The organism is Nocardia sp. IBHARD005, assembly GCF_052814245.1.
This window is the reverse complement of the sequence record NZ_CP199935.1, coordinates 3,072,203-3,086,390: the sequence shown is the minus strand read 5'-3', so window position 1 is coordinate 3,086,390 and position 14,188 is coordinate 3,072,203. Positions and strand designations below refer to the sequence as shown.

The window sequence follows — 14,188 nt, the reverse complement described above, 5'->3', positions numbered from 1 at the left end:
CACACCGAAGGAGACACCACCGATGCTGTCGACAATCAAGAACACCGCCACCGATCCCGAATACCACGAGATCCTGCGCAACCTGTCCGAAGGTTCGGTCAACCGGCACTTCGACCCCTACGTCGACATCGACTGGGACTCACCGGAATTCGCCGTGCACAGCGACGACCCGCGCTGGATCATGCCCGACGAGGACCCGCTGGGCCGCCATCCCTGGTACAAGGCCCTGCCGATCGAGAAGCAGATCGCCATCGGCATGTGGCGCCAGGCCGGTATCGCCAAGGTCGGCCTGGATTTCGAGCAGCTGCTGATCCGTGGGCTGATGCAGTACCTCATCTCGGTCCCCAACGGTGACCCGGAATTCCGGTACGTCACGCACGAGGCCGCCGAAGAGTGCAACCACACGATGATGTTCCAGGAGATGATCAATCGCATCGGCTATCGCGATGTGGTCGGCATGGGCACCATCGATCGCAAGCTGACGATGGCCATCTGGCCCACGGTGAAGTACTTCCCCGAGCTGTTCTTCACGATGATCCTCGGCGGCGAGGAGCCGATCGACCACCTGCAGAAGTCGCTGCTGCGCGCCGGCGTCGACCTGCATCCGATGGTGCAGCGGGTCATGCAGATCCATGTGGCCGAGGAAGCCCGGCACATCTCCTTCGCGCACGAATACCTGCGACGGAATGTGCCCGGCATGAACCCGATCACGAAATCGGTTCTCTCCGTGGCCTTCCCGATCGCCATGCGGGTGATGCTCGACATGATCATGACGCCGCCGAAGGAATTCGTCGAGAAGTTCGACATTCCGGCGGAGGTCATGCGTGACGCGTACTGGAGCAGCGAGGAATCGCAGACCACGATGCGCAATATCTTCGGTGACGTGCGCGCCCTCGCCACCAACAGCGGCCTGATGAACCCGGTCGCCAAGCTCACCTGGCGCCTGCTCGGCATCGACGGCCCGGTCACCCGCTACCGCAGCGAACCGGCCCGCAAAGTCGCCTGAGTGATCAAGTGAACGCGACGGCCCGCCGGACTTCCGTTCCGGCGGGCCGTCCTCGTCGCGCTGGACTACTCGATGAGCTCGGCCCCGCGGCGCGTCTACGACCTGCGAAGTTCCGCCCATCCATGAGGCAGCCGTACTGTACACCGCGATGTACAGTGGGATATGGCCGATTACGACAGTGTGCCGCTGACCGAGTTACGTGGTCAGCTCGGTAGTGTTTTCGACGGGGTGTCCGCGAGCGGACGGCCGGTGATCGTGACGCGGGAGGGGAAAGAATTGGTCGCGGTGGTACCAGCTGAGGTGTTACGGCACGGGGCATTGCCCCCCGCGTACTTCAACGATGATCTGCGCGAACAGATCCTGGGCAAGCTCGACGCCAGGATCACCCAGCATTGTGCCGAAGACATCGCCGAGGCCGAAGCCAAATTGAGCAAGCTGATGGGCGCGCTGGACAGTCGCCAGTGAGCGTCGCCGATCACACCGCGCTCACTTCGCTGGCATTATCGCCGCTGTTCGGGCAGGTGATCATGCGCCAGTTCACCCAGCAGCGCCGAATCCTGGTGGTGCCCACGGTGAGTCTGATGGCCGCGATGCGCGCGGTCGACAACATCGACGAACTCGGGCGCCTGCTCGACAATCGCGTCGCCGTGCGCTGGGCCGAACTCGACGCGCCCACTGCCATCCGCATCGGCACCACGGTGCCGATCGCCGACGACCACCTCGACTGGCCGCTGATCGCGCCCGTGGTGTTCACCGCGCAGAATCTGGACATGCCGGTCCTCACCGCCAAACCCGAGCTGTATCGCGGCTACAAAGTTGAGATCGCGAACATGCCGTAACCGACCTCTCGAGGTCCTGAACTCGGCTTTTCCCCGGGGTAGTGATCAAGCCCACACCTGCTGTCGGTACGGTGCACAAGCGGTCGGCAGCTCACCCTGCCGACCGGCACACAGCGGACGAATTACCCGGAAAAGCAGTACCAGGAACACTCTAGGAGAGCTGGTTATGCATCATCTGAGTTTCATGCGTCGCTTCACCACCGCGGTAGCCGTCACCTCGGCCGCCGCCGCCATGGTCTTCGCGGGCCCCGCGGTCGCGGATCCGGCGCCGCAGACTATCGACGTGGCCTCGGCCATCGAGCAGCTGCGCGCGTCGATGAAGGACAATCCGGGCGCACTCGCCGCCCTCGACAAGCTCACCGCCAACGGCACCGTCGATGTCGCACTGCCCGCGCAGCCCTACCAGATTCCCGCGACCTCCGACATCGGCCAGAACGGCGGCGGACCCGGGGTATACGGCTCGGGCATCGCCCTCGATGTCGACGGCTTCCGCTTCGGCTTCTTCGGCGGGCCTGGCACCATCTCGCCCAATCAGGCCGGCGCCAAGCTCGAGGTCATGTGGCTGAATCTGTCCAGCGGGCAGAGCGGCACCGCGGTGCTGGCCGAACACCAGGACGTGGCGGTGGACACCACCATCCGCACCGCATCGATGAACACCGGCGGCGGGCTCATCGTGGCCGCGGTCTTCGGCAACCTGTGGCACCGCTGGCCCGTGCCGGTCAGCGAGGCGCACCCGGACGGGTTCGCCTACCAGCTCGGCACGATCCAGCAGCCCTCGTTCGGCGCTGTCACGCGGTAGCTTTCGTCCACGGCGCACCCCGGGTCCGTTCGGTCCCGGGGTGCGTTGTCGTTTCGATGATGCAGCGCAACAGCTTCGGTGTGGCGTAGGTTGACCGGCGTGGAGGATCTGGTCGACCGACTCGAAGAACTGGAACGCCGTGTTGCCGCCCTGGAGAGCGCGCAACCCGAGGACGCGCAGCTGCCGTGGGCGGTGGCACGGCTGCGCCAGGAGTTCGCCGATGCCGGGCAGCGCACGGGCGGCGTGCTGCTCGCCGGTGCGCTGCAATTGCCGACCGGCGAGCGATTCGATTGGCAGGCCCAGTACGCCACCGATGCCATCGTCGGCGACGTCTGGACCATCGAGGCCGCCAATTGTCTTGCCGCACTGGCAAACCCGGTGCGACTGCGACTGTTGCAGGAGATCGTCTACGGCCGAAGGACCGCCGCCGATCTCGCCGCCATCGAAGAACTGGGCACCTCGGCCGAGATCTACCAGCATCTGCGCCAGCTCGCCGCGGTCGGCTGGTTGCAGACCGCGGGCCTCGGTCGTTTCGAGGTACCAGAGGGCAGGCTTGTCCCCCTACTCGCGGCGCTGGCGGCCGCACAGCGCTGACCTGGGCGGCGTCTCCATAAGATGTCCCAAATGTCCACCTAGACTACTGTGATGCAAGGCACATCGACTGCTACGGTGAGCGTCGAGTGATCAACGCAGCGGAGGTAGTCGAGTGAACATGTCACATCTGCTCGAAAGCGTGAAGGCGATCGGCGTGCTGCGTGCACGCGGCGTCTCCGATCCCAAGAAGCCGCTCGAGACCCTGCGGACGATGAGGGAATCGAAGATCTACGGCCCGCAGGCCACCCTCGTGCGCCATTCGGCCCGTGTCGCCCCCGATCAGGTGGCCCTCGCGGACGAGCGCGGTGAACTCACCTACCGCGAACTCGACGAGCAGTCCACCGCCATCGCCCGCGGCCTGCGCGAAGCCGGCATCGGCGAGGGCACGGTCATCGCCGTGCTGGCCCGCGATCACCGCGGCCTGATCATGTCGATGATCGCGGCGGGCAAACTGGGCGCGCGGATCGCACTGATGAACACCGGCTTCGCCAAACCGCAGTTCGCGGAGGTGTGCGAGCGCGAAAAGGTACGCGCGGTGCTGCACGACAGCGAGTTCCTCGGCCTGCTCGACGCACTGCCGGCCGACCTGCCGCGCTACCTCACGTGGGTCGACGAAGGTACCGCGCTTCCCACTGGTGCAACGACATTCGACGACCTCATCGCGAACAACGCCACCGAGGACCTGCCCGCGCCGAGCAAGCCGGGCGGCTTCATCATCCTTACCAGCGGCACCACCGGCCTGCCGAAGGGCGCACCGCGCACCAAGGTCACGCCGATGGCCACCGCGCAGTTCGTCGACCGGGTGCCCTGCCCGAGGCGGGGTACGGCGATGATCGTGTCGCCGATCTTCCACAGCACGGGTCTTGGCACCTGGCTGGTCAACACGATCCTGTCGAACAAGATCGTCATGCGCCGCCGATTCGACGCCGAGGCCACCCTCGCCGCCATCGCCGAGCACAAGGTCGAGATGCTCGTCTGCGTGCCGACGATGCTGCACCGGATGACCGAGCTGCCCGCCGACGTCCGCGCGAAATACGACCTGTCCTCGCTGAAGGTCATCCTGTTCGCAGGTTCCGCCCTCACCCCGGAGCTGTGCATCCGCGCCACCGAGGCGTTCGGACCGGTGCTCTACAACCTCTACGGGTCGACCGAGGTGGCCATCGCGGCCATCGCGAACCCGGCCGAGCTGGCGGAAGCGCCGGGCACTGTCGGCCGTTCGCCGATCACCTGCGAGGTCCGCCTCTTCGACGACCAGGACCAACAGGTCAAGACGCCGGGCGCCCGCGGCCGGATCTTCGTGCGCAGTGGCGCGCCGTTCGAGGGCTACACCGACGGCAGGCACAAGCAGATCATCGACGGTTTCATGTCCAGTGGCGACATCGGCCATTTCACCGAAACCGGGCTGCTCATGGTCGACGGCCGCGATGACGACATGATCATCTCCGGTGGCGAGAACGTGTACCCGCAGGAAGTCGAGAACCTGCTGGTGGAGCGACCCGAGGTCTACGACGTGGCGGTGATCGGCGTCGACGACCCGGAATTCGGAAAACGCTTGCGCGCCTTCGTTGTTCTCGAAGAAGGTCAGACTGTCGAGGCCGCCGAACTCCAGGCGCACGTCAAGGCGAACCTGGCCAGGTTCAAGGTGCCGCGCGAGGTGATCTTCCTCGACGAACTGCCCCGCAACGCCACCGGCAAGATCGTGCGCCGCACCCTCGCCGACTATGAGGTCGCACAGGGATAGGGCCAGGGTTACCGCGGAGTAGACACCACGGCCGGATCGCTTGCTAGTGTTAGCGACAGCACTGGATCTCGAAGACGCGGTCCGGCCTGCGATTCCGCGCGGGCTCGGTCTGCCGGAAGGCTGTTCGATGTCTCTGTCTCTGCCCGCGCTAGGTACCACCGCCCGACGTGCGGGTGATTTCGCGCTCGGCGTCAAGGTCATGGTGGATCGCAAACTGTTCAATCCGCTGCGCCTCGACCACGCTGCCCGTTCGTTCCGCAATGTCTCGAAGTTCGGCCCGTTCGCCGGCGTCGTCATGCACGCCGCGCAGAGCAGGCCGCAGGCGGGCGCCATCGTCGACGAGCTGGGCGAGATCACCTTCGGCGAACTCGACGCACAGGCCAACGCGTTCGCCCGCGGCCTGCGGGCCAGCGGGATCAGCGAGGGCGACGTGGTCGCCGTGCTCGCCCGCGACCATCGCGGCATGGTGTTGAGCCTGCTCGCGGCGGGCAAGCTCGGCGTGCGCGCGGTGCTGATGAACACCGGGTTCGCCAAGCCGCAGTTCGCCGATGTCGCCGCCCGCGAGAAGGTCAAGGCGGTGCTGCACGACAGCGAGTTCCTCGACCTGATGAGCGCCATCCCCACCGAGATCCCGCGCGTACTCACCTGGGTCGATGAAGCGCATGGGGCCGACCCGTCGATCCCGACCGTGGCGTCGCTGTCGGCGGGCCGTTCGAACACCGCGGTCGACGCGCCGAGCAAGCCCGGCGGCATGGTGATCCTGACCAGCGGCACCACCGGCACCCCCAAGGGCGCCCCGCGCGACAAGGTGAGCCCGTTCGCCTCGGCGCAGTTCGTGGATCGGGTGCCGCTGCCCAACAACGGCACCATGATCATGGCGGCGCCGATCTTCCACGGCACCGGCCTGTCGCAGTTCACCCTCGGGCTCGCCCTCGGGAACCGGGTCATCTTCCAGCAGCGCCGGTTCGATCCGGAGCAGACCCTCGCCAATGTGGTGAAGTACAAGGCGGATTCGCTGGTCGTGGTGCCGACTATGTTGCAGCGCATCCTCGATCTGGACGAGCAGATCCTGGCGAAGTACGACCCGTCGACGATGAAGGTCATCTTCGCCGCGGGCTCGGCGATCGCGCCCGACGTGGTGACCCGCACCCTCGACTACTTCGGTGATTCGCTCTACAACCTCTACGGGTCCACCGAATGCGCGGTGATGACCGTGGCCACCCCCGAGGATCTGCGCAAGGCGCCGACCACCGCGGGCAAGGCACCGGTCGGCATCCGGATCGTGTTGCTCGACGAGAACCGCAAGCCGATCACCGCGCCGAACGTCACCGGAACGATCTTCGTGGACAACGGTTTCGCGTTCACCGGGTACACCGACGGGCGGACCAAGGAGATCGTCGACGGGATGATGTCCAGCGGCGACGTCGGCCATTTCGATGCCGACGGGCTGCTCTTCATCGACGGCCGCGACGACGACATGATCGTCTCCGGCGGCGAGAACGTCTTCCCCTTGGAGGTGGAGAACCTCATCGCGGGTCGCGCCGACGTGTTCGAGGCGGCGGTGGTCGGTGTCGACGACCACGACTACGGCAAACGGCTGCGCGCGATCGTGGTGCCCGGCCCGGAGTCCACGCGTGACGCCAAGGAGATCAAGGATTTCGTCCGCGACAACCTGGCCCGCTACAAGGTGCCGCGCGAGGTGATCTTCGTCGACGAACTGCCGCGCAACGCAACGGGCAAGCTGCTGCGCAAGCCACTGATCGACATGGCGGTCGACGCGGACTGAGCAGGCAACCATAGTCTGCCCGATCGTGTCGGGCGGGTGATTGCGGTCGACTATTATCAGCGCGTGATCATCGGGTTCGAGCAGGCGTCCGCGCCGTCGCGTGCTGTCGGCGCGCGGCTGCGCGGTGCCTGCGCGGGTTCGATGTCGGGTGCGCTGTCGTTGGCCGCACACGGAGTGGCGGCCGGTGGGTCGCTGCCCGGTAGCACGGCGATCGTGTTGCTGGCGGCGGCCTCGGCGATTGTCGGCGCACTGGTGGCCGGGGTGGGTCCGCTGCGCAGTGGTGCGCTCGGATTGGCGGCGGTGCTGCTGGGCGGTCAGCTGATCGGCCACACCACGATGAGCTGGTCCGGGCACTCGCACTCGGCGGACGATTCCCTCGGACTCGGCATGCTCACCGCCCACACCGTCGCGGCGCTGCTCGCGGCCGCGGTGATCGTCGGTGCCGAAGCCGCGTACCGGATCGGCAGTGCCGTCCTGGCGCGCATCCTGCCCCTGCGCTACCGCACTCCTCGCATCCCCGACCCGGCGCCGTGGCGCCTGGACCACCGCGACCGCGTCATCCTGCGAATCTTCGCCACGCAGTCGCTGCGCACCCGCGCTCCCCCGCTCGCGATTGGTTTCTGAACTTTCCCTCACCCAGTGCACGGACTTCGTCGTGCGCTGTCCGCGCGCACCGACTCTGCGACGAGTTGACGACTGCTCGACGTGACGGCGCTGCTCGACGTGGCCTCTCGATGCGAGCGAAGCTCGCTCGAGCGGTCGCCATACAGCCGGCGCCGCGCGACGAGCTGCCAGCGCGCAGTCGGTCCGCGGACGCGCGGTCAGCGTCGTTTCCGCATCCGGGCGGCCGAACTATGGGCTGTCGCTGATGTCGGCGCACGGCCGGATACGCCTGCGCGCACTGGGTTCCAGCACTCCAGAAATGAATCAACATGAGCAGCACGGACACCCGTCCGGCCGAGGAGAATTCCCCCTCGGCACCACCGGCCTCCGGTGCACGTCCACGTTCCGGCTCGCGCCGGGGCCGCCATCTCTACCCGCTGGCCCTGCGCCTGCATTTCTACGCGGGGATCTTCGTCGCCCCGTTCATCCTGATCGCCGCGCTCACCGGCGCGCTGTACGCGATCGCGCCGACCATCGAAGGGTTCGTCTCGCGCGACCTGCTGCAAGTCGACACCACCGGCCCCGAGCAAGCACTGTCGACCCAGGTCGGGGCAGCTGTCGCGGCCCGTCCCGATCTGACGCTGGTCGCGGTCGCCCCCGCGCCGAACGAGGGCGACACCACGCGCGTCCTGTTCAACGATCCGACGCTCGGTGATTCCGAGCGGCTGTCGGTGTTCGTCGACCCACACACCGCCCAGTCGGTCGGCGAGTCCGTGGTCTACGGCAGCGGTGGCGCACTGCCGCTGCGCACCTGGCTCAGCGAGTTCCATCGCAGCCTCCACCTGGGCGAACCCGGCAGGCTCTACAGCGAACTGGCCGCGTCGTGGCTGTGGGTGATCGCGCTGTTCGGGCTGGTGTTGTGGGTGCATCGGGTGCGTAAGCGGCGCGACCGCAGGTCCGCGCAATGGTTGCTCAAGCCGGATCTGTCCCAGACCAGGCGTCGAAAGATGAACTGGCACGCCGCGATCGGCGTGTGGATCCTGCCCGTGGTGCTGCTGCTCTCGGCCACCGGCATGACCTGGTCGACCTATGCGGGCGAGAACGTCACGAAGCTGCGCGAAGAACTCAGCTGGACCACGCCGACCGTGAGCGTGAAACTGCCGGGAACCGCCGGTCCCGCCCAGTCCACCGGTGGTGACCACCACAGCGCGGGCCACACCGCACCGGCCCCGATCGATCCGGCAGCTCGCATCGCACAGCTCGATCGCGTGTACGAAGTGGCTCGCGCCAATGGCATCACGGCGGGCGTCGAGATCGCCGTTCCGGCAGTGCCGGAGAAAGCGTTCGGCATCAAGGAACGGCGCTTGCCCGGCACCTATTCCATCGATTCCCTTGCCGTAGACGGCACCACCGGCGCGGTCACCGACCGGCTGGCTTTCGCCGACTGGCCCCTGATGGCCAAGCTCACCAACTGGGGCATCGCTTTTCACATGGGCCTGCTGTTCGGCCTGGTCAACCAGCTGCTGCTGCTCGTGATCATGGGTGGCCTTGTCACCGTGATCGTGCTCGGTTACCGCATGTGGTGGCAGCGTCGACCCACCCGAAGGGCCGCGCTGCCCGTCGCGCCACGACGTGGTGTGCTGCGCCGCACGTCGCCGTGGATCGCCGTTCCGGTGGTCGGCGCGGCGGTCGCCGGAGGCTGGTTCGTCCCGCTGATCGGGGTGAGCTTGCTCGTTTTCCTGCTCATCGATGTCGCGCTGGGACTCGCCGCGCGCACGGCCAAGGTGTAACGCACGGCTAACTATCGAGGAAACATCCCAGGTACCCCATGACCTCGATGATCGGAGCTCCAGATGAGAACCTCAGCTCGCACAGTGGTGATGTGTCTGGCCGCTCCGGTCATCGCCCTCGCCTTGACCGGCGTCGGCGCGGGGAATGCCGCCGCTGATCCCGGCTGCCAGGGGTCGATGAACGGCCCGTGGGCGTTCAACGGTGGATGCTACGGCGGCGAGGGCACCTACCGGCTGGAGGTCGACTGCCTCGGATACAACATCGCGCCCTTCGCCGTGGGGCCGTTCACGATCCGCCAGGACCTGCCCGTAGGCCAGGCAGGTACGGTGGCGTGCTTCGGTCCGAACTGGTCCAGTGCGGGGTGGGCCGTCGGCTCGCGGATCTTCCGGCTCTGACACCCCCACCGCGACAAGAACCGGACCCGATCGATGGGCAGGCACGGCGTCCGCGGTGAAAGGATCAGCCGATGACGCTGTCTCGTCGACAACTGCTCCACGGCGGCATCGGCGGTTCGATCGCCGCGCTGGTGGGGGTATCCGCGGTGAGCAGTGCGCGGTTCGCCGCGCCCCGGCGGCTCGGCGAGCCGTTCTCGCTCGGGGTCGCTTCCGGCGAACCGACCCCGGACGGGGTGGTGCTGTGGACGCGACTTGCCCCCGATCCGCTCGCACCCGATGGGTACGGCGGGATGACGGTCGCCCCGGTGACCGTCGATTACGAGGTCGCCGAGGACGAACGGTTCACGAAAGTGGTGGTCAGAGGCTCGGCGGTAGCGACCCGCGAGCTCGGGCACAGCGTGCATCCCGAGGTCGCCGGGCTGGCGCCGGATCGGTGGTATTACTACCGGTTCCGGGCAGGCTCGGCGATCTCGCCGGTCGGCCGCACCCGCACCGCGCCTGCGCTCGACAGCCCGACCGAGCGGCTCCGCTTCGCCTTCGCCTCGTGCCAGTCGTGGAGTTCGGGCTACTACACCGCCTACGAACACCTCAGCGCCGAAGATCTCGACCTCGTCGTCCATCTCGGCGACTACATCTACGAATACTCCTGGGTGCTGGCCCGTCGCGGTGCACACATGCCGCCACACCTCGCCGGCGAGGCAGTGGATCTGGCCGGCTACCGACTGCGCTACGCCCAAGCCAAAGGCGAAGCGCCGCTGCAAGCCGCGCACGCGGCGTTCCCCTGGCTGGTCACCCTCGACGACCACGAACTCGACAACAACTGGGCCGGTGACAGTCCCGGTCTCGGAATCGACGTGTACCGCGTCCCGGCGCTGTTCCGGCGCCGCAAAGCCGCCGCCTTCCAGGCCATGTACGAGCACCAGCCGATGCGACTGGCCCAGCTGCCCGACGGCCCGTCGATGCACCTGCACCGGCGCTACCGCTTCGGCGATCTGGCCGAGTTCACCATGATCGACACCAGGCAGTACCGCACCCCCCTGGCCTGCGGCGACGGCTCCGCGGTGATCGGATGCGCCGACCGGTTCGCCATGGACCGCACCATTCTCGGTGCGGCCCAACGTGACTGGCTCGTCGACGGCTTCGCCACCTCGAACGCCCGCTGGCAGGTACTCGGCAACCAGGTCGCCATGGCCCAGTCCGACTACGACCCGGGCCCCGACCTGTTACTCGGCACGGATGCGTGGGACGGCTATGTCGCCGACCGCAATACGGTGTTGGCCGCTGCCGCCGACCACGCTGTCGACAACCTGGTCGTGATCACCGGCGACCGCCACGAGAACTATGTCGCCGACCTACGCCGCGACTATGCCGATCCCGAATCCCCCGTCGTAGCAACCGAGTTCACCGGGACCTCGATCAGCACCGGCAGCGACGGTGCCGACCTCACCGACGCGGGCCGCGCCCTGCTGGCCGCCAACCCGGACATGAAGTTCTACAACCGCCAGCGCGGCTATGTCCGCGTCGACCTCGACCATCGGCAGTGGCGCAACGATTTCCGCGTCGTGCCGTATGTCAGCCGACCCGGCGCGCCGATCAGCACCCGCGCGAGTTTCGTGGTGGAGGACGGAATCCCCGGCGCGACCCAAGCGTGAACCGGTGGTCGATCCAGTGTGTGTGCGCCTGCGGCGGATTCGGCAGCGAGCATGCGTGGCCGGGCGAAACCTGTTGTCGGCAACGGTGGGACGCCGGGTGCTGAATCGGTATCCAGCGATGCTCTCAACGCGTCGACAGCTGGGCCGCGAACGTGTCATGATCGGGTGAGTTGTCAAGGTTTTGAGCGTCGGCGCGGTGTCGGCTGGGGATAGTGCTCGGACAACAACACTCGGTGCTCTCGGCCGATACTTCGAGTGATTCACGGCCGCACAATCCCTCGGCGCTCGTCGCGTGCGCAGCAAGATCGAGGGGGGCTGATGATCATCGGCGAGACACGGTACGGGAGCCTGCAACGGTGGGTGGTGCTGCTGGGTGCGGCAGGGGCCGTGCTGATCGCACCGTTAGCGGGTGGCCGCGCCCTGCCGTTCCTGCTGCTCATAGTGATCGTCGCAGGCTCGCTGGCGATGATCGGGTTCGGCCTGCGCAGCCACCGGCCCACCCACCGGCTGCCCTGGTACCTGCTGGCCGTGTCGGTCCCCTTGTTCGCCGCGGGCACCGCGATACGCGCGCTCGGTCTGCACCCGGGGTGGCACCCGGTCGACGATCTGTTCACCTTGGCCGCCACTGTGTGCCTCGGCCTGGCTGCCGTCGGCTGGCTACAGCCACACAAAATCAGCAGCGCCCGTGACCTGTGGCTCGACTCGACGCTGATCGGACTCAGCGCCCTGCTGGCCTCGTGGACATTCCTGATCTCGCCGATTCTGCGGCACGGCACCGGGTTCGATACCCTCCTTGCCGCGAGCTATCCAGTGATCCACGCATTGCTGGCGACCGTGCTCGCGCATTCACTGGCGACAGTGGTCCGCTCGGAGACTTCACTGCGGCTGCTACAGGCGGCACTGATCGCCGTGCTCGTCGGCGGCCTGGTCGAAAGTCTCGCTGCCGCAGGCACGATCGCGGTAGATCCCGAGTACGCGTTGGTGCCACAGCAGTGGGCCTACCTGCTCGCCGGACTGGCCGCGGTGCAGCCGACAATGGGCGCGCTCCGCGACAACGAGGATGTGCATCCGCATCGATCGCGACAACGGGCCGGGATGATCGCGGTGGCGCTGGTGGCGGCCTCGCTGGTGAGCGTGGTCGGCGCCGACCTCGGGGTCGGAGACCGTGTGGTGACCTGTTCGCTGCTCACGCTGCTGCTGGTCGGTGTGCTGGTCCGCAGCGAACGCGCGATCACCCGCAGCATGCACAGCGAACGCCGAGCCCGATACCAGGCCGACCACGACCTGCTCACCGGCCTGTTCAACCGTGCCGCCCTCCTGCGCGCACAACACCGCTACCGCGAGCAGTGGGCCGGAAAACCTCTGTGTCTGCTTTTCATCGACCTCGACGGCTTCAAGATGGTCAATGACAACTACGGCCACGCCGTCGGCGACGAACTCATCGCCAACGCGGCCTCCCGCATCCGCCACACCACCGCCCGCACCGACCTCACCGCCCGCTACGGCGGCGACGAATTCGTTGTCCTCGCCGCCCGCACCCGCACCGAAGCCGCGGCCCTGGCCGAACACATCCTTGGCTCCTTCCTCCGCCCCTTCGAACTCAGCTCCGGCGAAATCCCCATTACCGCCAGCATCGGCATCGCCTGCATGGCCACCCGCCCCACCGAGACAACGATCTACGACCTCATCCGCAACGCCGACACCGCGATGTACCACGCCAAGGAATACCGCCTAGGCCTCACCTTCCACGACGACCTCCGCACACCGACCGCCCGTCGCCCCCATCTCCGAACCACCGATCCGGCAAGCACCGCGGTCTAGCAGTCCACGCTATGACGCCAGTCACACCACCGACTCGCACCTCGGAACTCTACTAAAGTCTCCATCAGTCCCGTCTGAGGCTGCTTTCCGGCCGCTGATTGTACTGTAGTATCAACTCGACTACCGAACGAGGGGGTTCGACGCGTGAAGCCCGTGCACTGAGCCGGGTGCGGCCATCGGGGGCGGGTCCCGACCCATCAGGCGCATCAGCGACAGGCAAGCAACCCCACATATCGTGTTCACGCAGGAAATAGGGGCTCAAGATGCTCATGGTCGACATACTCGGCCAAATGCGAATACGCACCGATTGCGATAGCGAAGGAGAATCCAACCGCTCCTCGATGCGCCAGATCATCGATCACAGCCATATGGCTACCGCGCTCGCAATATTCGCCTGCTTCCCGGGCCGAGTGGTAGAAATCGACCGCCTGATCGAACTCATGTGGCACGGTCGACCTACTCGGACCGCTCGACAGGGCGTTCATGTGCAAGTCAGCAAGTTACGAAAGATATTCACCGATCTCGGCGGCGACGGGAGCGCCGTCATACGCAATGCCAAGAACGGCTACCTGCTGGACGACCGACTGGTGACACTCGACGTACAGCTGTTCACGGAACAAGTACGCCAGGCCCACTCGGCGCATCGCGTCAACGATCCCGTAGCCTCGCTCAAACTTTTCGACAATGCCCTCTCGAAATGGCACGGAAGGCCGTTCTCCGGCATCGACCTGCCGAGCGAACTCGGCCGGCACATCGAATCCATCGAACGAATTCATCTCAGCGCTCGCGAAGGGCGCATCGAGGTGCTGATAAATATGGGCGCCGGGCGAGAACTGATACCCGAGCTCGAATCCCTGATCCGGCACGACCCATTTCAGGAATTCCTGCACGGCTGCCTGATGATCGCACTGTCCAGAAGTGGGCGACGCAGCGAAGCACTGCGCCTGTATCAGAACTTCGCCCGACACCTCAACCACGAACTCGGAATACCACCCGGTGCCGAGATAAGGCATATCTTCGAATCAATTCTCAGCGGCCGGGACATCTCCAGAATGTGGGTCAATCCACTGGATCATGGGCACCACGAAGAACATGATCTTACCGCGTAAAGGCCGAGATCCACCCCCTGCGGGATCGAGGTCGCCTGACTACCGGTCGACG

13 protein-coding genes are annotated in these 14,188 nt (G+C 66.4%); all 13 read left to right on the top strand.

The annotated features are described in order from the left end of the window. Positions 1-22: 22 nt before the first annotated feature. On the top strand, positions 23-1,006 hold the full coding sequence (locus ACTWPB_RS14405) for an AurF N-oxygenase family protein (RefSeq protein ID WP_446226139.1): 984 nt from the start codon (positions 23-25) through the stop codon (positions 1,004-1,006). A gap of 162 nt (positions 1,007-1,168) precedes the next feature. Beyond that, positions 1,169-1,471, top strand: coding sequence for a type II toxin-antitoxin system Phd/YefM family antitoxin (locus ACTWPB_RS14400; RefSeq protein ID WP_446226138.1), 303 nt, complete (start codon positions 1,169-1,171; stop codon positions 1,469-1,471). Further along, positions 1,468-1,845, top strand: a complete 378-nt coding sequence (locus tag ACTWPB_RS14395; RefSeq protein ID WP_378953027.1) for a hypothetical protein — start codon at positions 1,468-1,470, stop codon at positions 1,843-1,845. The genes ACTWPB_RS14400 and ACTWPB_RS14395 overlap by 4 nt, the downstream gene beginning before the upstream one ends. A 166-nt stretch (positions 1,846-2,011) precedes the next feature. Further along, a complete protein-coding gene (locus ACTWPB_RS14390) occupies positions 2,012-2,644 on the top strand; it encodes a hypothetical protein (RefSeq protein ID WP_446226137.1) in 633 nt (210 codons plus the stop codon). 99 nt (positions 2,645-2,743) lie between these two features. Beyond that, positions 2,744-3,238 carry a helix-turn-helix domain-containing protein gene (locus tag ACTWPB_RS14385; protein WP_378920875.1) on the top strand — a complete coding sequence of 165 codons (495 nt, stop codon included), beginning with the start codon at positions 2,744-2,746 and terminating at the stop codon, positions 3,236-3,238. A gap of 118 nt (positions 3,239-3,356) precedes the next feature. After that, a complete protein-coding gene (locus ACTWPB_RS14380) occupies positions 3,357-4,979 on the top strand; it encodes an acyl-CoA synthetase (RefSeq protein ID WP_446226346.1) in 1,623 nt (540 codons plus the stop codon). A gap of 127 nt (positions 4,980-5,106) precedes the next feature. After that, on the top strand, positions 5,107-6,765 hold the full coding sequence (locus ACTWPB_RS14375; protein WP_446226136.1) for an acyl-CoA synthetase: 1,659 nt from the start codon (positions 5,107-5,109) through the stop codon (positions 6,763-6,765). 63 nt (positions 6,766-6,828) lie between these two features. After that, on the top strand, positions 6,829-7,389 hold the full coding sequence (locus tag ACTWPB_RS14370; protein WP_446226135.1) for a hypothetical protein: 561 nt from the start codon (positions 6,829-6,831) through the stop codon (positions 7,387-7,389). 308 nt (positions 7,390-7,697) lie between these two features. Continuing rightward, positions 7,698-9,158 (top strand): PepSY-associated TM helix domain-containing protein, encoded by a 1,461-nt coding sequence (locus tag ACTWPB_RS14365; protein ID WP_446226134.1) that lies wholly within the window; start codon positions 7,698-7,700, stop codon positions 9,156-9,158. Between the two features lie 63 nt (positions 9,159-9,221). Continuing rightward, positions 9,222-9,554, top strand: coding sequence for a hypothetical protein (locus tag ACTWPB_RS14360; RefSeq protein WP_446226133.1), 333 nt, complete (start codon positions 9,222-9,224; stop codon positions 9,552-9,554). Between the two features lie 71 nt (positions 9,555-9,625). Beyond that, a complete protein-coding gene (locus ACTWPB_RS14355; protein ID WP_446226132.1) occupies positions 9,626-11,206 on the top strand; it encodes an alkaline phosphatase D family protein in 1,581 nt (526 codons plus the stop codon). A 318-nt stretch (positions 11,207-11,524) separates the two neighbouring features. Further along, complete coding sequence (locus ACTWPB_RS14350; RefSeq protein ID WP_446226131.1) at positions 11,525-13,027, top strand: diguanylate cyclase domain-containing protein; 1,503 nt, start codon at positions 11,525-11,527, stop codon at positions 13,025-13,027. Between the two features lie 263 nt (positions 13,028-13,290). Then, complete coding sequence (locus ACTWPB_RS14345) at positions 13,291-14,136, top strand: AfsR/SARP family transcriptional regulator (RefSeq protein ID WP_446226130.1); 846 nt, start codon at positions 13,291-13,293, stop codon at positions 14,134-14,136. Positions 14,137-14,188 lie beyond the last annotated feature (52 nt).